Genomic DNA, 24,918 nt, shown 5'->3' on the forward strand with positions numbered 1-24,918 from the left:
GGCTTCTCTATCTGAAAGAAGAACAATGCCCGATCACAATGAAGCAAAAACGCCCTCTGACCTCATGAATAAAACTTCATCAACGGCGCACGGGGCGCTTCTGCAATTTGCGCTGCAAGGTGCGGCGATGCATGCCCAGCGCACGGGCCGTTGCCGAGATATTGCCTTCATGCTCGGTCAGCACACGCTGGATGTGCTCCCACTGCAGACGGTCCACCGACATGGGGTTTTCTGGAACCAGGGTGTCCAGGTTGGCATGTTCGGACAGCAGGGCCGCCAGCACGTCGTCGGCATCGGCCGGCTTGCACAGGTAATTGCAGGCGCCACGCTTGATCGCCTCGACCGCAGTCGCGATGCTCGAATAGCCGGTGAGAATCACCACGCGCATTTCCGGGTCCAGCTCCAGCAGCTTGGGCAGCAGCACCAAGCCCGAGTCGCCGTCCATTTTCAGATCAAGCGCGGCGTATTCAGGGATATCGTTCTGGGCAATCACCAGCCCTTCTTCGGCAGAACCTGCGGTGCTGACCCGGAATCCGCGGCGGCTCATGGCCCGCGCCATTACACGGGTAAAGGTTGCGTCGTCGTCGACCAACAGCAAATGCGGAAGCTCTTCGCCTTCAACCTGGATGTCATCATCACTCATGCTTCATCTCCTTGAGTGTCACGAGGCAAGCGCAGCTCGGTGAGCGTGCCGCCCTCTTCATGACGGTAGAGTTTTACCGAGCCCCCGGCGCGGGTGACGCTGGCCTTGCTCAAAAACAGGCCCAGGCCAAAGCCTTTGCCCTTGGTGGTAAAGAATGGTTTGCCGATCTGCTCGGCGATGGCCAGCGGCACACCCGGGCCGTGGTCACGAATATTGATGCAGATTTCCGCGCTGTCCCAGTTCAGGTTGACTTCCAGCCCGTCGGGGCAGGCATCGGCGGCATTGTTCAAGAGATTGAGCAGCGCCTGGGTCAGGTCAGGCGGCGGTGCCAGCACTGGCACGTTGTCCTTGCCCAGCTGGAAAAAGCGATAACTGACTTCAGGACGCATCAAGTGCCAGCGGTTCAGCGACTCATCCATCCACTGAATCACCGTCTTGTATTCCACTGCCATACGCCGGTTGGCCTCGGCGGCACGCACCAGTTGCTGAAGCGTATGCTTGCATTGCTTGACCTGCTCCTGAAGGACCGACAGATCGTCCTGCAACTCAGGATTACTGTGATCCTGACGCATCTCCTTGAGCAACACGCTCATGGTCGCCAGAGGCGTACCCAGTTCATGGGCCGCGCCTGCGGCCTGAGTCGCGACTGCCAGCAATTGCTCGTCACGCAGGCCTTCCTCGCGGCGCACCGCGCGCAACTGCTCCTGACGACGCAGCTCTTCAGCCATCTTCGCCGCAAAGAACGTAATCACCGAGGCCGCCAGGGCAAAGCTGAGCCACATGCCATAGATCTGCATGTTTTCTCTGGAGATCGGGTAGGTTTCCAGCGGATAGGACCTGTACAGCAGGAGCGTATAGAGCGTCAGTGCGATGCCGGACAGGATCAGGGAATAGCGCCATGGCAAGGTCACGGCGGCAATGGTCAGCGGCACCAGGTAATAAGAGACGAACGGGTTGGTCGAGCCGCCGGAGAAATACAGCAGGGCGCTGTGGATAATCAGGTCCAGCGCCAGTTGCAGCGCATATTCCAGCTCAGTCACCGGCCACGATGTACGCAACCGAATGGCCGTCAGTACGCAAAGCGCCACCGAGCAGCCGAGAGTAATCGACAGCGGCAACCAGGGCAGCGGCAGCACATTGAACAGCCAGGCAATCCCGACCGAGCCTGCCTGCGCAGCCAGCACAAGGGTGCGAATGAAGGTCAGGCGCCACAGGTTCTGGCGTGAGGCTGAAAGCATTTGAACGGGGGCGAGCATGAGCTCTCCTGATGAGCGCTCCAGGCGAATCGAAGCGAGTATAACCAAGCGGGAGGCAAAACTGGAAAAGTGCGTCAAAGCGCCACATATGTGGCCTGTCCGGAACCGGAACTGTTGGCTACAGTCAGATGGATTTGCATCAGTCCGACAACCGTCGGATGACGCTTTTATAACAAGGAGTTGCCCATGTTCAATCTTCGCCCTGTCGCCCTGATCATCACGCTGGGGATCACGATCCTGGCCTGTGCCCAGGCCATTGCCGAGGAACCCCGCTACAACCAGATTTCATTGCGCGCCGAGGTCAATCAAGAGGTCCAGCGCGACCTGATGCTCGTCACGCTTTACACCGAAGCCCAGAACAGCGACCCGGCCAAGCTCGCCGCGCAGATCACCGAAACCCTGAACAAGGCACTGGGTCAGGCGCGTCAGGTAAAGGACGTGACGATCCGCCAGGGCAGCCGTAACAGTTACCCCATTTATGACGAGAAAGGCCAGTCGATCACCGGCTGGCGCGAGCGTGCCGAACTGCGCCTGGAAAGTGCCGACTTCGCCGCACTGTCCAGGCTGACGGGCGAATTGCTGACCGACCTGAAAATGGGCGGCATGGACTTCTCCATCTCCACGCCGACCCGCAAGGCCAGTGAAGACACCCTGCTCAAGGACGCCGTTACCGCATTCAAGGCCCGCGCCCAACTGGTCACCGAGGCGCTGGGTGGCACGGGCTACAAGCTGGTCAGCCTGAACCTCAATACTTCAGGTTATCCACAGCCGTACCTGCGAGCTCCGGTCATGATGATGAAAGCCGAACGCGCCGATGCAGCCCCGACACCAGATGTCGAAGCAGGCACCAGTCAGGTCAGTGTCGCGGCCGATGGCGTGATCGAAGTGCAGATTCCCTGACCTTTCTTCGCGAATGAATTAGCTCCCACTGAGCAAATTCATTCGCGAAACCCCGACACCCCTTGTCTACTTGCCCTACAACACTCAACTCCTCGCCTGATTCTTCCTCCCCGTACAACTCGTAAACTCACCTGTAACTTCAATAACCTTTCAATAAAGGAATCAAGGATGAATCCTGGCACCAGCACGTCCGGCAACTATCAGCAGACTGAAAACACTACCGGTGAGGTCTACGAACCTCTGCCCGTTGCTGCCCGTTTTGAAGCGGGTCAGGGCGAAAAGACCAGAGCCACTCACGGCTCGATAGAAGCAATCCTTGAAACGGCTGGCTTCACGAAGAATGAAATACGGGCCATTTACTTCGGCAACTGGCTGCGCGATTACTCGCAGTTGCTCGACCCGAAGATCGTCCGCGCCACCACCATGCCCAAAAGCTTCCCGGACCTGCTGTCCCGCGAGGCCCTGACCAGAATCGTGGATGTACTGGCCGTAAAGGAGTTCACCGATCTGATGCAGCTCGACCGGTCGAGCTTCACAGTGACGCCGCAAAGGCTCGGTGTTTACCGCCCCGGAGAACACATCGACAACCCCAGGGCCGTCAACCCGAAACCGGCCAACCCCAAAGAGCGTGACGCCGACTTCGAGGACTGGGTAAAACCCGACGACCCGGCCTTGCAGGTCGACTTCCAGACTTCAATGAAACGCTATATCCAGCGCTCTGTAGAGACCATGAGCAGCGAGCTGGATATGGCAACACAGGCAGGCCCGCAATCCTTCGATGGCCTGCGGGCGCTCGGTTCGGGCCTGCATATCCTCGAAGACTTTTTCTCCCACTCCAACTTCGTCGAGCTGAGCCTGATAAAGCTCGGCCACACGAGCGTGCTGCCATGGACCTCCGAAGCCGACTGCCGGCATCGGCTGCCTCTGGTAACCGGCATGTTTGGCGGCAGCGATATCATTGCCAGCCTTGCCGCACCGCTCGGCAAGATCCTGTTCTCGACAGAGAACAAACCGTTTGAAGCCATCAAGGCCGGTGAACGTTACGAACGCGACCAGATCATCCAGATCCTGCTCAGCGAACACCCGAACGACCAACTGTTGCAGAGTTATGAAACATTCCTGACCACCCGCGACCAATGGGCCAGCCTGCCTTTCTCGGAACAGGTCGAACGGTTCTATGCATTCATTGGCGCACCGGGAAGAATCGTCAGCAATGCAATCGGCACAGCCATACAAGGCCTGACTACCTGGCTTGGCAACAGCATCGACGACTTCCAGACGGTCCTGGGTGAAGACCCGAACACCAGCGGCTCTACGAACCCGTCGCACTCACAGCTCGCCAAGGACCATGCCGAGCACCCGCTGCATTCTCTGGCTGCGCTCCTGGCGGAAAAAGCGGTACTGCAAGTGGGCCAGACGATACTCGGTCAATGGTCCAACAAGGGCGTGGCAGAGCATCCTGCACAAGTGGCTGCGAAATTCTTCGTACACCCGATGGACAGCGACTGGCAGGACGCACTGGTTCGCGACTGGGCAAACAGGAACCCTGGGCTGGTAAAACATGCAACGCTCAAAAGCGATCTGGACCGCACCCAGGAGCAGTTGCGAATCAGCACAGAAAAAGCCCTGCTGACCTTCAACAGGGAAAGCTCCAGTTTCCTGCAAACCTTTTACGAGAGTAATTCGCTGTCAGACCTGTGGAATAAAATCACGGGCAAGTAAGAGCGTTGTCCGATTCCCGGCAAATACGGCACTATCCGCTGTCTATCTGCACGTTGATATTCAGAACGGTTATTGCCGCACTTTGCGAGGGGTTTCATGGGACATACGATCTTCAAACCGCTGCTGTTGACTACCGCGCTGCTGGCCTGCGCCCCGCTGGCACAGGCCGCCAGCACTCTGGTGTACTGCTCCGAAGCCAGCCCGGCCGGTTTCGACCCTAGCCAGTACACCAGCGGTACCGACTTTGACGCATCGGCCGAAACGGTTTTCAACCGGCTGACTCAGTTCAAGCGCGGTGGAACAGAAGTGGAGCCAGGGCTGGCGACTCGCTGGGAAGTCTCTGACGACGGCCTGACCTACACCTTTCACCTGCGCGAAGGCGTGAAGTTCCACACCACCGACTACTTCAAGCCAGGCCGGGCGTTCAATGCAGACGATGTGCTGTTCACCTTCAATCGTCTGCTTGATCCCAACCAGCCGTTTCGCAAAGCCTACCCCTCGGAATCGCCCTACTTCACCGACATGGGCCTGAACACCACCATCAAGAACATCGAAAAGGTCGATGCCCACACCGTCAGGTTCAATCTGAACAATATCGATGCCGCATTCGTGCAGAACCTGGCCATGAGTTTCGCCTCGATCCAGTCCGCCGAATATGCCGACAAGTTGCTCAAGGAAGGCAAGGCCGACGAACTGAACCAGAAGCCCATCGGTACTGGTCCCTTCGTGTTCAAGCGCTATCAGAAAGACTCGCAGATCCGTTATGTGGGCAACAAGGAGTACTGGAAGCCTGAAGATGTGAAGATCGATAACCTGATCTTCTCGATCAACAGCGATGCGGCCGTGCGCCTGCAAAAGCTCAAGGCGGGTGAATGTCAGGTCAGCGGCTACCCTCGCCCGCAAGACATCGAAGAATTCAAGAAGGACCCGAAGATCAAGGTTCTGAGCCAGCCTGGCTTCAACCTCGGCTTCCTGGCCTATAACGTCACCCATCCACCGCTGGATCAACTCAAGGTTCGTCAGGCGCTGGACATGGCCATCGATAAACCGGCCATCATCAAAGCCGTCTACCAGAGCGCCGGGCAACTGGCCGAGAACGCGCTGCCACCAGGTCAGTGGAGCTTCGATCCAGCCATCAAGGACGCACCTCACGATCCGGCCAAGGCCAGACAACTGCTCAAGGAAGCGGGGATCGCGCCGGGCACGCAAATCAATCTGTGGGCCATGACGGTGCAGCGCGCCTCCAACCCCAACGCGCGGATGTCGGCACAGATGATCCAGTCCGACTGGGAGAAGATCGGCATCAAGGCCAACATCGTTACCTATGAATGGGGCGAGTACATGAAGCGCTCCCGTGCAGGCGAGCACGATGTAATGATCTACGGCTGGACCGGCGACAACGGTGACCCGGACAACTGGCTCGGCGTGCTGTACAGCTGCGCAGCGGTCAAAGGCAGCAACTTTGCCAAATGGTGCGATCCGGCCTACGACAAGCTGGTGCAACAGGCCAAGGTGACCACCAATCGCGATGAGCGCATCAAGCTGTATCAACAGGCTCAACAAGTGCTCAAGACACAGGTACCGATCACGCCGATTGCCAACTCCAAGGTCTTCCAGCCCATGCGCCAGGAAGTTCAGGACTTCAAGATCAGCCCGTTCGGCCTGACGCCTTTCTATGGTGTCAGCCTGAGCAAGTAATACAGATCCGGTAACAATCACACGCCAACCGGGTGCATTTCACACGCCCGGTTGCGCGTTTATGGTGCGATAAACAGCAGAATTCCTTTGCGCAAACGATCAACTGCGCAGAAATTACATTCACGCGACATTCATGTACGGTCGTTCCACTTTTTGCCACCTCTTTGTCGTCAGCACCTTGCTTCGGGTATGACCCCTGCATAAGTATCGGATGGATCGGCTCACGAGGTCGTTCCCTCCAAATGACAATAACTGAGGCCTCCATGCTCAAACACGCAGTCATTCCGTTCATCGTCGGCGCAAGCCTGCTCGCCAGCGCACCCTTTGCCCAGGCGGCATCCAACCTTGTGTTCTGCTCAGAAGGCAGCCCGGCGGGCTTCGACCCGGCCCAATACACGACCGGTACCGATTTCGACGCATCGGCAGAAACCATGTTCAACCGGCTGGCCCAGTTCGAGCGCGGTGGCACTGCTGTTGAGCCTGGTCTGGCGACCAGTTGGGACGTTTCCGCGGACGTGCTGACCTACACCTTCCATCTGCGCAAGGGCGTCAAGTTCCATACCACGCCGTACTTCAAGCCAAGCCGCGACTTCAATGCCGATGACGTGCTGTTCACGTTCAACCGCATGATCGACAAGGACCAGCCGTTCCGCAAAGCGGCTCCCACCGAGTTCCCGTATTTCACCGACATGGGCATGGACAGCAACATCGCCAAGGTTGAGAAAGTCGACGACTACACCGTGAAGTTCGTCCTCAACACGGTTGATGCTGCGTTCATCCAGAACATGGCCATGTCCTTTGCCTCGATCCAGTCTGCCGAATACGCCGACCAGCTTCTCAAGGAAGGCAAGGCTGCGGACATCAACAGCAAACCTGTCGGCACAGGCCCGTTCGTATTCAAGAGCTATCAGAAAGACTCCAATATCCGTTACACCGGTAACAAGGATTACTGGAAGCCCGAGGACGTCAAGATCGATAACCTGATCTTCGCCATCACCACCGATCCATCGGTGCGCATGCAGAAGCTCAAGAAGAATGAATGCCAGATTACCGCCTATCCGCGGCCTGCCGACCTTGAAACGCTCAAGGCCGACAAGAACCTGAAGATGCCCGATCAGGCAGGTTTCAACCTGGGTTACATCGCTTACAACGTGATGGACAAGATCAAAGGCAGCGACACGCCAAACCCGATGGCGCAACTGAAGGTCCGTCAGGCACTGGACATGTCCGTCAACAAGCAGCAGATCATCGACTCGGTTTACCAGGGCGCGGGCCAACTGGCCGTCAACGCCATGCCTCCGACTCAATGGTCTTATGACGACACCATCAAGGACACGAAGTACGACCCTGAGAAAGCCAAGGCCCTGCTCAAGGAAGCCGGCATCAAGGAAGGCACCGAGATTACCTTGTGGGCCATGCCGGTTCAGCGTCCTTACAACCCCAATGCCAAGTTGATGGCCGAGATGCTTCAGGCTGACTGGAAGAAGATCGGCATCAACGCCAGGATCGTCAGCTACGAGTGGGGCGAGTACATCAAACGTTCCAAAGGCGGTGAAAACGGCGCCATGCTGATTGGCTGGAGCGGTGACAACGGTGACCCGGACAACTGGCTGGGCACGCTGTTCGGCTGCGATGCCATCAATGGCAACAACTTCTCCAAGTGGTGCGACCAGCCTTACGACGCAGTTATCAAACAGGCCAAGGCAACACCTGACCAGGCCAAACGCACCGAGCTGTACAAGCAGGCGCAACACCTGCTCAAGGACGCCGTGCCGATGACGCCTATCGCGCACTCGACTGTCTATCAACCGATGCGCAATACCGTTGAGGACTTCAAGATCAGCCCGTTTGGCTTGAATTCCTTTTATGGAGTCGGCGTCAAGTAATAGCAGTTTGCCTGCGCTGCTCTTGCAGCGCAGGCGCTGAATATCTGCGTGGAAAAATAAACTCGCCAAGTAGCGTAATTGCAGCTAAAAGCAATTACCTACTTGATTGAAGTTTTTTTCCTACAACAACTAGAGCCTGCGAACCTATTTACCACAAGCTCCGGCCGACATACCGTCGTGGCAGTTTTACTTACTTCAGATATTGTTTTCGGACGTGTCGTTACATATGAGTGCTATCACTCGTCCTTTGGAGGACAGGAATCCTTATGCGTAAAACAATCGCGATAACATCATTAGTGGGCCTTGGACTACTCAACACAGCGACCGCAACACAGGCTGCCAGCAGCCTGGTGTTCTGCTCCGAGGCCAGCCCGGCTGGCTTCGATACAGCCCAATACACCGCGGCGACAGACAACGATGCAGCCGAGCCGATCTACAACCGCCTGACCGAATTCAAGCCCGGCGATACCAGCGTCTTACCGGCACTGGCCACCAGTTGGGATGTCTCGCCAGACGGCCTGACCTACACCTTCCACTTGCGTGAAGGCGTCAAATTCCATAGCAACAAAGACTTCAAGCCCAGCCGCGATTTCAATGCAGACGATGTGGTTTTCACCTTCAATCGCATGCTCAAGACCGACCACCCGTTTCGCGTGGCTTATCCGACCGAGTTCCCCTACTTCAACGGCATGGGCCTGAACAAGAAGATCAAGTCCATTGAAAAAACCGGGCCACTGACCGTCGTATTTACCCTCAATACTGTCGACGCCGCTTTCATCCAGAACATCGCGATGAGCTTCGCCGCGATTCTCTCCGCCGAATACGCCGACCAACTCCTGGCCAAGGGCGATCCACGGGATATCAACCAACAGCCTATCGGCACTGGCCCTTTTGTGTTTCAGCGTTATCAGAAGGACTCGCAGATTCGCTACAAGGCCAACAAGGAATACTGGGACCCGAGCCGCGTAAAGGTCGACCAGCTGATTTTCGCAATCAATACCGACGCCTCGGTGCGCATGCAGAAGCTGCGCAAGAACGAATGCCAGGTTTCACTCAACCCACGGCCCGCCGATCTCGACGCCCTGAGAGCCGACAAGCAATTGCAGGTACTGCAACGTCCTGGCTTCAACCTGGGTTACATCTCTTACAACGTGCGTCATGAACCGCTGGGCAATCTGCAAGTGCGTCAGGCGCTGGACATGGCGGTCAACAAGCAGGCCATCATCAACGCCGTCTATCAGGGCTCCGGGCAACTGGCGGTCAACGCCATGCCACCGACCCAGTGGTCTTATGACGACAGCATCAAGGACGCGCCTTTCAACCCGGAAAAAGCCAAGGAGCTGTTGCGGGCAGCAGGCGTCAAGGAAGGCACTGAGCTGACACTCTGGGCCATGCCGGTCCAGCGCCCCTACAACCCCAACGCCAAGCTGATGGCCGAAATGCTCCAGTCCGACTGGGCCAAGGTCGGGATCAAGGTCAAGATCGTCAGCTACGAATGGGGTGAATACCTCAAGCGCACCAAGAACGGCGAGCACGACATGTCCCTGATCGGCTGGACCGGTGACAACGGTGACCCGGACAACTGGCTCGGCACGCTTTACAGCTGTGCGGCGATTGGCGGCAACAACTACTCGATGTGGTGCGACGAGAAATACGACGCGCTGATCAAGTCGGCTATCTCCACCACCGACCGGGAACAACGTATCGACCTGTACAAACAGGCACAGCGCTATCTCAAAGAACAGGTGCCCATCACGCCTGTTGCGCACTCCACGGTCAACCAGCCACTGCGCGCTGAAGTCGAGGGTTTCTACGTAAGCCCCTTCGGTCGCAACAGCTTCTCGGGCGTCAGCGTCAAAGACTGATCCATACACCATCCGCTTTCATCACTCGTTGCCAGGCAGCGCGTGATGAAAGCGGGTGGCCGGGCACATAAAACAAAACCAGGCCTGAAGCCTGATATCACCCAAGCCGGACAGAAAAACTGGCGTTATAACAATGAAAACAAAGGAGCTGTAACCCTTGAAAACAACCAGCACGGCATTGCTTGCATTATCTCTGACGTCCTTCGGCGCGGTAGCCCAGGCAGAAGAAAGCAGCCATACATTCGTCCCGACTCAACTGAGCACCTCCAACGCACAAGACGAGGCAAAAGGCTTCTTCGAAGACCAGCACCTGACGGGCACCACCCGCAACTGGTACTCCAATGAGCTACTACGTGGGGACGACCGCTTCAGCTACCGGAAGAACGGTGTGGCGACTCCGACTCCGCGCCGAATCAACTGGGTGCAAGGCACCATCGTCAACTACAGTTCGGGCTTCACCCAAGGCACTGTCGGCTTCAGTACAGAAGTGGCGGTGTACAACGCCATCGCTCTGGACAGGGATCGCAAGGACATTGCTGGTGGCGGTAACCGCACACAGGCCGAAAACAACGGCGACGCGGTCGGTCAATGGAGCAAACTGGGCCTGGGCAACGTCAAGGCACGCATCTCCAACACCACCCTGACCGCCGGTCGCCAGTCGATCAACACACCGGTCGTTGCCTATCTCGGCAACCGGGCCTTGCCTTCCAGCTTCCAGGGTTTTGCCCTGCAGAGCGACGAGTTGAACAACCTGTCCATTCAGGCTGCCACCTTTGACCGGATTTCACCTCGTAGCGAGCAAAGTCTGACGAAGTTCCGCTCCACCTATACCAACATCAATGCCACCTCAGACCGCATGAGCATGGTGGGTGCCGACTACAAACCTTTTAGCAACGTGACCGCCAGCCTCTACGCCTCGGATCTGGAAGACTTCTGGAAACAGTACTACTTCGGCTTTACCCACGAGATCGGTGACAGCAAGGCGCTGGCCCTGAGCAGCAACCTGAACTACTACAAGACCAAGGACTCGGGCCAGAGCAAGCTCGGCGCTATCGATAACGATACCTACAGCCTGTCGTTCACCGCGACTCACCAGGCGCATAGCTTCGGCATCGCGTACCAGGAAGTCATGGGCAACGAATACTTCGACTATGCCCGGGAAACCAACGCCATCTTTCTGGCCAACTCCCTGCTGTCGGACTTCAACGGCCCGAACGAGAAATCCCTGCAACTCAGCTATGTCATCAACATGACCGACTACGGCGTACCAGGCCTGAAATTCAATGCCTATCAGGCACGTGGCTGGGGCATCGACGGGACCCATTACAGAGGCACAGGCTACTCTGACGTCACCGATCTGCGCGGCGAAAGTCATTACGAATATGGCATCGGCACCAGCTACGCCTTGCAGTCCGGCCCGCTCAAGGCCACAACCGTACGCGCCACTTACACCACACACCGCTCCACTGGGGCCCAGATTGATGGCGACATCAATGAATTTCGTCTTGTGACCACGATCCCATTCAAGATTCTGTAAGCGGTCATGCCGCTCGGGCCTGGGTCGTGTTCCAACATGACAAAGGCCCGAGCCATAACCTTTGCATTGCTAAAGGAGGTTTCTATTGAAACTGCTCACACTACGCGCCTCGATCGCCATCGCGCTGTTCGGCGTCGCCGCCAGTGTCTGCGCCAAACCGCTGGTGGTCTGTACCGAAGCCAGCCCGGAAGGCTTCGACATCGTTCAATACACCACCGCCGTGACGGCAGACGCCTCGGCAGAAACCATCCTTGAGCGCCTGATCGCGTTCACGCCCGGCACCACAGACACCGTTCCCGGTCTTGCCGAAAGCTGGGAAATCAGCCCCGACGGCCTGATCTATACCTTCAAGCTCCGACGCGGGGTCAAGTTTCAGACCACCGATTACTTCAAACCCACCCGCGACATGAACGCCGACGATGTGCTCTGGAGCTTCCAGCGGCAGATGGACAGCAACCATCCCTGGCATGCGCTCTCACTGGTGGGTTACCCCTATTTCGAGAGCATGGGCTTCAAGGACCTGCTCAAGAATGTTGAAAAAATCGACGACTACACCGTAAGGTTCACCCTCTCGAAAGCCGAGTCGCCTTTCCTGCGTAACCTGGCGATGCCTTTCACCTCGATCTACTCGGCCGAATACGCCGATCAGTTGCTCAAGAGTGACAAGACCGCCGACCTGAACAGCAAGCCGATTGGCACCGGCCCGTTCATCCTGACCCGCTATGCCAAGGATGCTCAGGTCCGCTATAAAGCCAACCCGGACTACTGGAAGCTGAAGGTCCCCAGTGAAGCGCTGATCTTTGCGATCACTCTGGATAACAACACTCGTTTACAAAAACTCAAGGCAAATGAATGTCAGGTTGCGCTTTATCCAAAACCTGACGATATTGCCAGCATCAAGGCTGACCCGAATCTCCAGATCGACGAGATGGAAGCCATGATGACCAGCTATGTCGCCATCAATACATCGCACAAATACCTTGACGATGTGCGTGTGCGGCAGGCGATCAACCTGGCTTTCGACAAGAAGTCCTACATCAAGGCTCTGTTTGGCGAAGGCAAGGCCACCGAGGGCGTCGGCCCGTACCCACCGACCATGATCGGCTACGACAACGATAGCCAAAGCCCGCCGTACGATCCGGCCAAGGCCCGTACCTTACTCAAAGAGGCCGGTGTTCCAGAGGGACAGGTGTTTACCCTGTTCACTCGCAATGGGGGTGCCGTGACCAACCCCAATCCGTTGGTGGGGGCTCAGATGCTTCAGAGCGATCTGGCCAAGGTAGGCATCAAGCTCGACATTCGCGTCATGGAATGGGGTGAAATGCTTAAGCGCGCCAAGAATGGCGAACATGACATGGTTTTTGCGGGCTGGGCAGGCGACAACGGCGACCCGGATAACTTCCTGACGCCGAACCTCGGCTGCGACGCCGCAAAAAATGGCGAAAACTACGCTCGCTGGTGCAACAAGGTCTTTGAAGACGTGATCACCCAGGCCAGGGAAAAAACCGACCCCGCCGAACGTGCCGCGCTCTACAGGCAAGCCCAGCAAGTGTTCAACCAGGAGCAACCATGGATAAGCCTGGCGTATCCAAAACTGTTCGTTGCAATGCGTAAGAACGTCGAAGGCTTTCATATCAGCCCGCTGACCAATAACAACTTCACCACTGCACGGGTGAAGTAAGAAAAACAGCCGCCCGCGTCCACAAGATCAAGGGCGGCATGCCTGAAAGGCTGATGAGGTACACCACAAGATGTTTAGTTTTATTGCCCGCCGGGTGGGGTTGCTGATCCCTACCTTCTTCGGCATCACCTTGCTGACGTTCGCCCTGATTCGCCTGATCCCCGGTGACCCGGTCGAAGTCATGATGGGCGAACGCCGGGTCGACCCGGAAATGCATGCCCAGGCCATGGAGCGCCTTGGTCTGAACAAACCGCTTTATGCGCAGTACATCGATTACGTCAGCAAGCTCGCCCAGGGCGACCTCGGCGAATCCCTGCGTACTCGCGAAAGCGTATGGACCGAGTTCACCTCGCTGTTCCCCGCCACGCTTGAACTGTCGATTGCGGCATTGATCTTCGCAGGCATTTTCGGACTTCTGGCCGGGGTCATTGCGGCACTCAAGCGCGGCTCGCTGTTCGATCACGGGGTCATGGGGGTTTCCCTGGCGGGGTACTCGATGCCGATCTTCTGGTGGGGTCTGATCCTCATCATGTTCTTCTCGGTATCCCTGGGCTGGACCCCGGTATCGGGACGCATCGACCTGCTGTATGACATTCAGCCCGTCACCGGTTTCATGCTGATCGATACCCTGCTCAGCGATGAAGAAGGCGCATTCCTCGATGCCCTGCATCACCTGATTCTTCCTGCCATCGTGCTGGGCACCATCCCGCTGGCGGTGATTGCCCGGATGACCCGCTCCTCGATGCTGGAAGTCTTGCGTGAAGATTACGTGCGTACCGCACGGGCCAAGGGCCTGTCGCCTGCTCGCGTGGTATTCGTCCATGGCCTGCGCAATGCGTTGATTCCGGTTCTGACCGTATTCGGCCTGCAAGTCGGCGCACTGCTGGCGGGTGCCGTACTGACCGAAACGATCTTCTCCTGGCCCGGCATCGGCAAATGGCTGATCGAGGCCATTGGCGCACGGGATTACCCGGTCGTACAGAACGGTATTCTGCTGATCGCCTGTCTGGTGATCCTGGTCAACTTCGTGGTGGATATCCTCTACGGCTTTGCCAACCCACGCATCCGTCACCAGCGCTGAGATCCTGACCAATGAGCACACCTACTCCTGAGGTAGCAGTCGATCAAAGCCTGCTTTACCCATCGCCTTACAAAGAATTCTGGCAAGCCTTTTCCCGGAACAAAGGTGCCGTTGCCGGCCTGATGTTCATGATCCTGATCGTGTTCTGCGCGCTGTTCGCCCCTTGGGTTGCGCCCCACGATCCGAGCGAGCAATACCGCGACTTCCTGCTGACCCCTCCGGTCTGGCTTGAAGGCGGTCAATGGCAATTCCTTCTCGGCACCGATGAACTGGGCCGCGACCTGTTGTCCCGGTTGATTCAGGGCTCGCAACTGTCGCTGCTGATCGGCCTGTCTTCCGTAGTCATGTCGCTGATCCCCGGCATCCTGCTGGGCCTGCTGGCCGGGTTCTTCCCGCGCTTCCTCGGCCCTGCGGTCATGCGTCTGATGGACATCATGCTCGCCCTGCCCTCGCTGCTGCTGGCAGTTGCCATCGTCGCAATCCTCGGCCCTGGCCTGATCAACACCGTGATCGCCATTGCCATCGTGTCGCTGCCGTCCTATGTGCGCCTGACCCGTGCTGCGGTGATGGGCGAACTGAATCGCGACTACGTGACCGCTGCCCGTCTGGCCGGAGCCACTCTGCCACGCCTGATGTTCGTCACCGTGCTGCCCAATTGCATGGCACCGCTGATCGTACAGGCGACCCTGAGTTTCTCCTCCGCCATTCTCGATGCCGCGGCACTGGGTTTCCTGGGGCTTGGCGTACAACCGCCGACGCCTGAGTGGGGCACCATGCTCGCTTCGGCCCGCGACTACATCGAACGCGCCTGGTGGGTCGTGAGCCTGCCCGGTCTGACCATTTTGCTCAGCGTGCTGGCAATCAACCTGATGGGCGACGGCCTGCGCGATGCGCTGGACCCGAAACTCAAGAATGCCGCCTGAGGAGATTCGTATGTCACTTCTGCAAATCCAGAATCTCAACGTCCGCTTTGGCGACAGCAAGGCCGTCCCCGTTGTGGATGGCCTGTCGCTGAGTGTCGAAAGAGGCGAAGTCATGGCCATCGTCGGCGAATCGGGGTCCGGCAAGTCCGTGACCATGATGGCGCTGATGGGGCTGATCGACGCTCCCGGCATCATCACCGCCGACTCGCTCAGTTTCGATGGCAACGACCTGCTCAAGCTCAACGCACGCCAACGTCGCCGTATCATCGGCAAGGACCTGGCGATGGTATTTCAGGACCCGATGACCGCGCTGAACCCCAGCTACACCGTGGGTTTTCAGATCGAGGAAGTCCTGCGCCAACACTTGAAACTGTCCGGCAAGGCCGCACGCCAACGCGCCCTGGAACTGCTCGAAAAAGTGGAAATCCCCGGCGCTGCCGCACGCCTGAATGCCTACCCGCACCAACTGTCCGGCGGCATGAGCCAGCGCGTGGCAATTGCCATGGCCATCGCCGGTGAACCCAAGCTGCTGATCGCCGACGAGCCGACCACCGCACTGGACGTCACCATCCAGGCACAGATCATGGATCTGCTGCTGAGCCTGCAAAAGGATCAGGACATGGCGCTGGTACTGATCACTCACGACCTGGCCGTGGTTGCCGAAACCGCGCAGCGTGTCTGTGTGATGTACGCAGGGCAAGCCGTGGAAGTCGGTCAGGTGCCCGGCCTGTTCGACATTCCGGCTCATCCGTACAGCGAAGCATTGCTGGCCGCGATCCCGGAACACAGCATGGGTGCAGCGCGTCTGGCAACATTGCCCGGCATGGTACCTGGCCGTTATGACCGCCCAATCGGCTGCCTGCTGTCGCCACGCTGCCCTTACGCCCAGGAGAACTGCCGCACCCAGCGCCCGTCCCTGGACCCTAAAGCCCACAGCCATGCACGCTGCTTCTATCCCTTGAATCAGGAGGTGGCGTAATGAGCGTCGTACTTACCGCCCGCGACCTTACCCGTCACTACGAAGTCTCTCGCGGCCTGTTCAAGGGCAATGCACTGGTGCGTGCCCTCAATGGCGTGTCCTTTGAGCTGGAAGCAGGCAAGACCCTGGCCGTGGTCGGTGAATCCGGCTGCGGGAAATCCACACTGGCTCGCGCCCTGACCCTGATCGAAGAGCCCTCTTCCGGCTCCCTGAAAATCGCCGGGCAGGAAGTTGCCGGCGCCAGCAAGGCCGAGCGCAAGCAATTGCGCAAAGACGTGCAGATGGTGTTCCAGAGCCCGTATGCCTCGCTCAATCCCCGGCAGAAGATCGGGGATCAACTGGGCGAGCCGCTGCTCATCAATACCGACCTCAGCCGTGCCGAGCGCCGGGAAAAGGTTCAGGCGATGATGAGCCAGGTGGGCTTGCGTCCAGAGCATTACCATCGCTACCCGCACATGTTCTCCGGTGGTCAGCGTCAGCGTATCGCCCTGGCCCGCGCCATGATGCTGCAACCCAAGGTGCTGGTGGCCGATGAACCGACCTCGGCGCTGGATGTGTCGATCCAGGCGCAGGTACTGAACCTGTTCATGGATCTGCAGCAGGAGTTCAACACAGCCTACGTGTTCATCTCCCACAACCTGTCGGTGGTGCGCCATGTGGCGGACACGGTATTGGTGATGTACCTGGGACGACCTGCGGAAATGGGGCCGAAAGAGGAAATCTACAACCGTCCTCTGCACCCGTACACCCAGGCACTGCTCTCGGCGACCCCGACCATTCACCCGGACCCGCTGAAGCCGAAGATAAAGATCGTCGGCGAACTCCCCAACCCTCTCGACCCGCCAAGCGGCTGCGCCTTCCACAAGCGCTGCCCCTACGCGACCGAGCGCTGCTCAACGGAAGTACCCGAGCTACGGACGGTGGATAACCGTCAGGTAGCCTGTCATTACGCGGAGCAGTTTGTGGCTGCGTAATCCTTCGCGAATGAATTCGCTCCTACCGTAGGAGCGAATTCATTCGCGATCTCAATCAATAAACATCCCTTCTGTAACGCCCCTGCTCGATCAGTTCGGTCACCGCCTGTTCGCCCAGCACATCCTTCAAGACCTGATCCACACCCGCCGCCATCCCTTCCAGACTGCCGCAGATATAAATCGCTGCGCCTTGATCCAGCCAGGCCCGCAACTCATTGGCGGCTTCGCGCAAGCGATCCTGCACGTAGATCTTTTGCGCCTGATCGCGAGAAAACGCCAGGTCCAGCCGCAACAGATCACCGCTGGCCAGCCAGCCTTTCAGCTCGCCGGAACAATAAAAATCATGAGCCACATTCCGCTCGCCAAACAGCAGCCAGTTACGCGATTGCCCCTGGGCGATGCGCGCCTTGAGCAGGCTGCGCAAGCCCGCAAGACCGGTGCCGTTACCCAGCAGGATCATCGGGATCGGCTCGGCCGGCAGATGGAAGCTGCTGTTGCGGCGCAGACGCAGGCTGACTGCGCCGTCCAGCGCGGCATGCTCGGTCAGCCAGCCAGAGCCCAGCCCCAGGCTGCCATCGGGATGCAGTTCCTGACGCACGATCAGTTGCAGTACGCCATCTGCCGGAATCGAGGCGATGGAATATTCGCGGGCGGACAACGGCACCAGTGCATTGAGCAATGCCTGAGCGTGCAGCCCGACAAGATGCGCCCGGTGCTGCGGCAATTGGCGGGTAGCCAGGGCCTGAGCCAGGGTTTCCTGCAAACCGTCCACACTGACCGGCATATCCTGAGCAATGCCCAACCCGTTAAGGAAATGCTCAATGGCTGCTGCACTGTTGCGTGGCAAGACCTCGATCAGATCACCGGCCAGCCAGGTCGCCGGACCTGGCGCTGCCAGATCGACCAGAAAGACTTTTGAACCACTGCTGCCGGGGTTCAGCAGTTCACGGCGAACCAGCGTCCAGTTCTCGAAAACCGGAGCCTGCCAGGTGGTGGAGGGTTTGCTGCCCGTCAGTTGCCCAAGCTGTTGTTGCCAGTGCTGCAAGGCGGCTGGGTCGGCGCTGTCGACTTCCACTGGCGCAAACAGGGTGCGGCCGCCACGCTCGCTCAGCCAGTCATGCAAACGGTGAGCGAAACCACAGAAATGCTGATACTGCCGATCCCCCAAGGCCAGGACGGCGTAGTTCAGGTTCTGCAGCGATAACGGGCTGCCCAGCAATTTACGCTCGAAACCACGAGCGCTGTCCGGCGCTTCGCCATCGCCAAAGGTGCTGACCACAAACAAGGCATTGCTGCTCTGGCTCAGGTCCTGCCCGGTCAGCTCGCCCAGGCGCTGCACCCGCACCGGCAAACCCGCCGCCTGCAACTGCCCGGCGGTCTGCCAGGCCAGTTGCTCGGCAAAGCCACTCTGGCTGGCAAAACCGATCAGCCACGATGACGCATCATTATTGGCTACCAGACCGCCACGGGCCTCTTTGATCTCGCGCTTCTTGCGACGCCGATCCAGATACAGCAGCCAGCCGGTGATGAAGAACAGCGGCATCATCAATGACGCAACGGTCATTACGATACGCCCGACAATGCCGAAATAACTGCCCACGTGCAGCGCGTAATTACTGCTCAGCAATTGTGCGCTCAGGCTCTTGTCCTCATACCGCACGACAAAATTGATCTTGCCGGTGGCCGGGTCCAGATTGAGGGTGCCGAAGGCACGCGGATGCGGCGAACTCTTGAGCAGGTAGAACACGGTAGCAGGCTGACCGCCGCTCGCAGGCAGTCTCAGGTTATAGGAACTCAGTTCAGGCCCGGCCGCTTCCTGAATGCTGGCCCAGACGGCATCGTAATCCACAACCAGCGGGCCCGGAGGCTGCACAGGCTTATCGCCTTTGCCTTGCTCGACAGGTGGAGGATCGCCCATCAGTTTGTTCATGCCATTGCTGAACCAGTCATAGGACCAGTTCAGGCCGGTCACGGCGAACAACAGATAAAACAGCAGGCACCAGGTCCCGAATATCGAGTGCAGGTCCCAGTTGAAACTGCGGCCTTTCTTCGCCCAATCCATGGTCAGCCAGACGCGCCAGTCCAGTGCCTTGCGCGGCCAGCGCAGATAGAGCCCGGACAGACAGAAGAACACCAGAATCAGGGTACACGCCGCGGTGATCTGCTTGCCGACTTCACCTGCCGCAAGATAGCGATGCACGTTCAGGACAAAATCGAAGAAACCCTCACCTACACCGTTGCCCCGAAGCTCCCCGGTATAGGGGTCGAAATTGCGCTTGGGACCGCGTCGTTGGCCCGGATCAGGTGTGAAATAGACCTGGGCAACGCGATTCCCCACCGTCTGGACACGCAGGATCGCCACTGTCAGGCCCGTGGCGGCCTCCAGCTTGCGGACCAGTTCGGGCGGCGGCAAGGTTGCGCCACGCTCCTGAACGAGCAGCACATCAGGATTGAGCGCGTCGAGAATCTCATCCTCGAACGAATACAGCGCACCGGTAATGCCCATCAAGGCCAGAACCAGCCCCGCCGTGATTCCGAAGAACCAATGAACCTGAAACAGGACTTTCTTCAACACACCCACTACCTCGCCGGCATTTTGCGGTGCGTATTATGCGCTAAATGTTATTTATTCTCATCTTTACGGAGACGGCGCTACGCCTCGTACAGCATTGAGCCTTGAAGCTCATCAGGGTGAAGCACGGTGCAAGACCCTCTACGGAATATCAAATGCCGTACGACAAAGAAGCATTCGCATAATTACCCGACCTCTTATTTATACAAGAATATCAACTAACACCCTGACAACTAGTTCACCAGCCGTCACAAAACTTTCACACAACTACTTACCAACCCAAAACATTTATCCTACAAGACACGACTATCTTTCGCCTTTGACACTCATGATCCCGCCCCCCTAATCTTCATCTGAAGCAATAACTGAAACACATAAAACCGGATCCAATAATGGTCCCACTGGAAAATAAGGACATGTCCAATGACTGCACTACTTGAAAGATTAGCTACCGACACCAACACGACCGGCGACCCTGTAACCGACGAAGCAATACAGTCAGCCGATGTATTCTTCAATGTATCTTCCGGAAATGACACAGAAGTTCAACGCACACCTGGCTTGATACTGACCAAGCAACAGATCGTCAATCTCAAACAATATGAACTGGTCGGCCTGGCACTGCCCACAGAGATTGACGCCGTCATTTCCTACCTGGGTTACAGCAGCGGAGCGGGTGTCGGGCTGGAACCTGAGGACTTTCTGAAAAGCTATAAGATAGTGCATGCCCATGCAAGGCGCTGGAGCCCTCTGCGCAGTCAGTTACTGGCGGTTGGCAGCAAACTTAAAGTGTTCGCAGGCCAGATGCTGGTCTACGACAAGAGCATGGAGGACATCTACAGCGACATCAAGGCCGGCAAGATCATTGAACAGTTCGACATCAAGACACTGGAAGACGTCAAACGCCTGTCCCGTGAACTGGGTGACAAATTTCCGGGGATCGATCTGAGCGAAAGCGACAAGGAAACCGCAAAGGACATCGGTTTCTATCTGGCTGAAATCCTGCGCAAGGTCAAGGAAAGCCAGGCAGACGCACAGGACATCAAGGAAGAACTGGAAAAGTTCGGTCTGGACCTTGCGCTTTACGTCACACCGGAAATTCAGCGCAAGGTCACCGCAATCGATAACAGCTCATTGCCCACGGATGTCACCAGGCTGAATAACAGTATCGAGCGCAGGGCAAAAGATATCGATGAAAAGAACAAGGAATACAAGGCGGCCGTTGAACGCTCTCTGGGCTCGGTCAGTAAACTGAATATTGTCGGCCTTGCGCTGGGCATCTATTTTGGCGTTGAAGCCGAAGGGGTTCGTAAAGCAAGAAACGAACTGATCTCGCAACAAACCAAAGAAATCGATGAGCTGCAACTTAAAAACAAGATCCTTGGTTCATTGAGCAGGGTCAAGTTTGACCTGCAAAATCTCGTCACCGTTGTTATTGACGCTGACATCGCAACCAAAAACCTGATTACGGTCTGGAACAAACTATTCATTTTCATTGACGGGTCGGCAAAGTCGTCATTGGAAATCAACGATGCCTTGTCACTCCGGGTATTCATGAATCGCTTCAGACAAGTCGTACAACCCTGGAAAACCATCGAACAGGACTCTGATGCGTTACTTGACGTATTCAAAGAAGCTGACGAGGAATTTAAACGGATTTATGGAAAATGAACATGACGAATACTATGACTACCCTTGATACCCCCATGAATATCAAGACACCTGACCTGCTGATAATGATCAATAGCCAAAGTGCCCTGAGCAGCAAACTGGTCACTGCCGATGTCCTGTACGCCAAGACCTATTACCTGCCCGCTATTTATGAACGCTTCAAGCGTATCAATAACGCAATTGTCATCGAGCACCAACGCCTTGGCGCGGCTTGTATGCGGCTGATGCTCGATATCGAGTCCCGAATCGCCCAATTGAGAAAGTACGACCAGGAACTCGGCGAAACCATGGATCAAGGCGAGATCAAAGACATTCAAGCCGAACGTACCCTGGCCCTGAAAAACGCCATGGCCCTGGCAAGTGCCGAATCAGTCAAGCTGGCCAATGCCTTGATCGGGATGAAGGAAGCCACCAATCGTCAGCAGACCCGGGAGTTCCAGGCAAGCCTTGAACAAGACGTCCTCCGGGCAACAACCGGGATCAACGAAGCCAATACCACACTGGCCAACGTTCGCGAGGAGCGCCGGGTACTGAGCGAAGCCATCGATGCCATTGAAAGCAAAGGGTTCGCCAGCATTGCCAAGGACACCCTTCTCACGGCTGAAAAAGTGATTGCTCTCGGTGTACAACCTCCGCAGATCGCGGTTATCACCTTGGCGATAGAGCAGATGAAAGCGACCCTGGACTATGGCAACGAGGGGATCAACTTCATAGCCATGATCAAACGTCGCGACAGCCTGCGTGAACGAATCGACAAGCTGTTTGAGCAATTGACCCAGAGGGAGAAGGAAAAGCTGGCGCTGACTCAACGTATCGAGCTGATCGAGTGTTTCAACACCATGGACGATCAGCGCACGCTTTATGTAGAGCAATACCAGAAGATTGCTCAAACAATAGACAGTTTCCTCGCAGCCAATCAGGCAGCCGCGCAGGATGAAAATGCGTTCCGCAGGCGCTTCATCAGCTACGGGCTGCAACTGGCCAGCTATCTGCGCCCCATCCGCTAATCACTCCACACGCTGAATTCAAGGGAAATGGCCTGTTCCATTTCCCTTGCCTCACTACACAACTCATCAGGGGCTCAATAATGGCAGGGAATCTGATCCATCAAAGCGACCTCACGGGGCTCGACAACTATATGCAGGTCTTGCGCAGACTCCCCGAGTTCACCCGCTCATTCAAGGTCAACCTTGATCTGGTCCCGGTACGAGAGTACGGAGCCTACCGGATACCGGAAATTGCAGAACTGCTGGCCAAGGCAAGCCAGCACTTGTCCATCTGGTCGAAAATCCTGCCAGCCATTAATACCCTGCATAGTGAACTCGAGGCATTTCTAGAGAAAATCATGCAGTCCTTAGAGAACATCAGGAGCAGCAAGGACGTCTCTGCGCAATTGGTTGAACAAAGCAGAAAACGACTGGGCATGTTCCTGGAGGAACTCGATGATCACATTGAAACGCTGCAATCCCTGACAAAAGGCATCTATACCTTTCTTCCTCGCCTCATCGACTTCATGAACAGCAACATCTATCGACACGCCAATGAATACAACCTGATCGAAACAAGCAGAGAGCAGAGTGTTGCGCTGCAAAAACTCACCGCCTCAATCCCTTCGAATCGAAAAGGCCCGGCGCTTTCTCCCGAAGCGCGACTCAACGGAGCACGAAACTACGTACTCATTACCCAACGGCAATATGCAGAGGCCTACTGCGCAGCAGCCAATATGAATGCCTACATGACAAGGATGTGCGACTTGTTGGGGATCGCATTCGCCCACACTCTGCGAATGCGTAAAAGCGACACCCCTTCACGCCCCTATCTGGAGGCACGCCTGCTGCTGGTCAGCCTGAAGGAAATCAAGCGTTTCACACAATGGTTCAACAGCCTGACCGCCAGACCCGCCTGAACGGTTGCCGACAGGGAGCCCAAATAAAAAAGCCCGCAATCGCTTGCGGGCTCTCGGACAGGCTGGACGCTTACACGTAATACGATTTCAGCGGCGGGAAGCCGTTGAATTCAACAGCGCTGTAGCTGGTGGTGTAGGCGCCGGTAGACAGCCAGTACAGGCGGTCACCGATAGCCAGGTTCAACGGCAGGCCGTACTTGTAGTTCTCGTACATGATGTCGGCGCTGTCGCAGGTAGGACCCGCGATGACCACTTCTTCCATCTCGCCTTTCTTCTCGGTCCAGATCGGGAACTTGATGGCTTCGTCCATGGTTTCGATCAGGCCGGAGAACTTGCCCACATCCGTGTATACCCAACGCTCGACGGCGGTACGCGACTTGCGCGCAACCAGCACGACTTCGCTGACCAGGATACCGGCGTTGGCGATCAGGGAACGGCCTGGCTCCAGAATGATTTCCGGCAGGTCATCACCGAAGTCTTCCTTCAGGAAGCGGATGATTTCCTCTGCGTAGGTTTCCAGGCTGTTGGTACGGGTGATGTAGTTGGCCGGGAAGCCGCCACCCATGTTGATCAGCTTGAGCTCGATACCGTCTTCTTCTTTCAGACGCTCGAAAATCACCTTCACCTTGGCGATGGCTGCGTCCCAGACGCTGATGTCGCGCTGCTGCGAACCCACGTGGAAGGAGATGCCGTAAGGCACCAGACCCAGGTCACGAGCCAGGATCAGCAGGTCCATGGCCATGTCGGTCTGGCAACCGAACTTGCGCGACAGAGGCCAGTCGGCAGTGGTCGAGCCTTCGGTCAGGATACGCACGTAGACTTTCGAGCCCGGCGCGGCCTTGGCGATGTTGCGCAGGTCGGCTTCCGAGTCGGTCGCGTACAGACGCACGCCCTTGTCGTAGAAGTAACGAATGTCCTTGGACTTCTTGATGGTGTTGCCATAGCTGATGCGATCAGCGCCTACGCCACGGCTCAGCACCTTGTCCAGCTCATAGATCGAAGCGATGTCGAAACTCGAACCCTTTTCCTTGAGCAGGTCAATGATCTCGACCGCAGGGTTGGCCTTCACCGCGTAGTACACCTGGGCGAACTCAAAACCGGCGCGCAGGTCATCGTAGGCCTGGCTGATCACCTGGGTGTCGATGACGACAAACGGGGTTTCTTGCTTGTCAGCGAACGACTTGATCTTCTTGAAAGAAGCGTCAGAGAAATAGTCTTCGACCTTGATCGGCATGCTTGGGAACTCCACTTGGCAAACAGATGAATATAAATGGGTGTAAATGAACGCCCTCCGTATCCCCACTTTGGTTCGCCTACTTCCCAAGGCATGTCGCCGAAAGCAAAAAGGCCATGGGGATCATGCCCCTTGGCCTTGCTGTCTCGTCGTCAGTACTTGAGCCGGATGGATCGTTTCCAGCATGGACGTTCGGCGCGAACTTTAGGACCTGAGAGGCTTGAGATCAACAAAAAATGTCGCGTTTTGACACACGTTCGGCAGATAACCGAGTTGACCGCCGTTATAACCGACCCTGATGACAGGCTGATGTTCATTTTCAGGGCGATTTGGGTGACAGCCTGCAAGGCCATTTTCTCGTAAGTCGCCGTAGGAGCGACTTCAGTCGCG

The 24,918-nt window shown here is 57.0% G+C and carries 18 protein-coding genes; 14 read left to right on the forward strand and 4 right to left on the reverse strand.

The window, feature by feature from the left end:
• Positions 1–79: 79 nt before the first annotated feature.
• Together Q6A51_RS16685 and Q6A51_RS16690 are read right to left on the reverse strand one after the other, a co-directional pair.
• Positions 80–643: a response regulator transcription factor gene (locus Q6A51_RS16685; protein WP_025258431.1), complete on the reverse strand. Its 564-nt coding sequence runs from the start codon at positions 641–643 to the stop codon at positions 80–82.
• On the reverse strand, positions 640–1,899 hold the full coding sequence (locus tag Q6A51_RS16690) for an ATP-binding protein (protein WP_201020123.1): 1,260 nt from the start codon (positions 1,897–1,899) through the stop codon (positions 640–642). Before Q6A51_RS16690 ends, Q6A51_RS16685 begins: the two co-directional genes overlap by 4 nt.
• Positions 1,900–2,085: 186 nt before the next feature.
• Between Q6A51_RS16690 and Q6A51_RS16695 the strand changes: the two genes are divergently transcribed.
• The 11 genes from Q6A51_RS16695 (at position 2,086) to Q6A51_RS16745 (ending at position 17,145) form a co-directional block, all read left to right on the forward strand.
• A complete protein-coding gene (locus Q6A51_RS16695) occupies positions 2,086–2,799 on the forward strand; it encodes an SIMPL domain-containing protein (RefSeq protein WP_304575301.1) in 714 nt (237 codons plus the stop codon).
• A gap of 168 nt (positions 2,800–2,967) precedes the next feature.
• Positions 2,968–4,521, forward strand: coding sequence for an HET-C-related protein (locus tag Q6A51_RS16700; RefSeq protein WP_201020121.1), 1,554 nt, complete (start codon positions 2,968–2,970; stop codon positions 4,519–4,521).
• Between the two features lie 96 nt (positions 4,522–4,617).
• A complete protein-coding gene (locus Q6A51_RS16705; RefSeq protein WP_201020120.1) occupies positions 4,618–6,219 on the forward strand; it encodes an ABC transporter substrate-binding protein in 1,602 nt (533 codons plus the stop codon).
• A 263-nt stretch (positions 6,220–6,482) separates the two neighbouring features.
• Positions 6,483–8,105, forward strand: coding sequence for an ABC transporter substrate-binding protein (locus Q6A51_RS16710; protein WP_374063466.1), 1,623 nt, complete (start codon positions 6,483–6,485; stop codon positions 8,103–8,105).
• Between the two features lie 266 nt (positions 8,106–8,371).
• Positions 8,372–9,970: an ABC transporter substrate-binding protein gene (locus Q6A51_RS16715; protein ID WP_304575302.1), complete on the forward strand. Its 1,599-nt coding sequence runs from the start codon at positions 8,372–8,374 to the stop codon at positions 9,968–9,970.
• Positions 9,971–10,127: 157 nt separating this feature from the next.
• Positions 10,128–11,507, forward strand: coding sequence for an OprD family porin (locus Q6A51_RS16720; RefSeq protein WP_201020118.1), 1,380 nt, complete (start codon positions 10,128–10,130; stop codon positions 11,505–11,507).
• 85 nt (positions 11,508–11,592) lie between these two features.
• A complete protein-coding gene (locus tag Q6A51_RS16725) occupies positions 11,593–13,188 on the forward strand; it encodes an ABC transporter substrate-binding protein (RefSeq protein ID WP_304575303.1) in 1,596 nt (531 codons plus the stop codon).
• 70 nt (positions 13,189–13,258) lie between these two features.
• On the forward strand, positions 13,259–14,269 hold the full coding sequence (locus Q6A51_RS16730) for an ABC transporter permease subunit (RefSeq protein ID WP_201005615.1): 1,011 nt from the start codon (positions 13,259–13,261) through the stop codon (positions 14,267–14,269).
• 11 nt (positions 14,270–14,280) lie between these two features.
• Positions 14,281–15,192, forward strand: coding sequence for an ABC transporter permease subunit (locus Q6A51_RS16735; RefSeq protein WP_201005616.1), 912 nt, complete (start codon positions 14,281–14,283; stop codon positions 15,190–15,192).
• Between the two features lie 10 nt (positions 15,193–15,202).
• Positions 15,203–16,171, forward strand: coding sequence for an ABC transporter ATP-binding protein (locus Q6A51_RS16740; RefSeq protein WP_201020116.1), 969 nt, complete (start codon positions 15,203–15,205; stop codon positions 16,169–16,171).
• Positions 16,171–17,145, forward strand: a complete 975-nt coding sequence (locus tag Q6A51_RS16745; RefSeq protein ID WP_304575304.1) for a peptide ABC transporter ATP-binding protein — start codon at positions 16,171–16,173, stop codon at positions 17,143–17,145. The genes Q6A51_RS16740 and Q6A51_RS16745 overlap by 1 nt, the downstream gene beginning before the upstream one ends.
• A gap of 55 nt (positions 17,146–17,200) precedes the next feature.
• Here the strand turns inward: Q6A51_RS16745 and Q6A51_RS16750 are convergent, their stop codons facing one another.
• Positions 17,201–19,717, reverse strand: a complete 2,517-nt coding sequence (locus Q6A51_RS16750; protein WP_304575318.1) for a sulfite reductase flavoprotein subunit alpha — start codon at positions 19,715–19,717, stop codon at positions 17,201–17,203.
• Between the two features lie 423 nt (positions 19,718–20,140).
• On the opposite strand from Q6A51_RS16750, the gene Q6A51_RS16755 reads away from it, so the two are divergent.
• The 3 genes from Q6A51_RS16755 (at position 20,141) to Q6A51_RS16765 (ending at position 23,294) form a co-directional block, all read left to right on the forward strand.
• Positions 20,141–21,388 (forward strand): alpha-xenorhabdolysin family binary toxin subunit A, encoded by a 1,248-nt coding sequence (locus Q6A51_RS16755; RefSeq protein WP_201020114.1) that lies wholly within the window; start codon positions 20,141–20,143, stop codon positions 21,386–21,388.
• Between the two features lie 2 nt (positions 21,389–21,390).
• Positions 21,391–22,395, forward strand: a complete 1,005-nt coding sequence (locus tag Q6A51_RS16760; RefSeq protein ID WP_304575305.1) for an alpha-xenorhabdolysin family binary toxin subunit B — start codon at positions 21,391–21,393, stop codon at positions 22,393–22,395.
• A gap of 80 nt (positions 22,396–22,475) precedes the next feature.
• Positions 22,476–23,294, forward strand: coding sequence for a hypothetical protein (locus Q6A51_RS16765; RefSeq protein ID WP_304575306.1), 819 nt, complete (start codon positions 22,476–22,478; stop codon positions 23,292–23,294).
• A 70-nt stretch (positions 23,295–23,364) separates the two neighbouring features.
• On the opposite strand, the gene Q6A51_RS16770 is transcribed toward Q6A51_RS16765, so the two are convergent.
• Complete coding sequence (locus Q6A51_RS16770) at positions 23,365–24,528, reverse strand: type III PLP-dependent enzyme (RefSeq protein WP_025258414.1); 1,164 nt, start codon at positions 24,526–24,528, stop codon at positions 23,365–23,367.
• Positions 24,529–24,918 lie beyond the last annotated feature (390 nt).

The sequence above is a fragment of the Pseudomonas serbiensis genome (assembly GCF_030580745.1).
In the GTDB taxonomy this organism is placed as follows: domain Bacteria; phylum Pseudomonadota; class Gammaproteobacteria; order Pseudomonadales; family Pseudomonadaceae; genus Aquipseudomonas; species Aquipseudomonas serbiensis.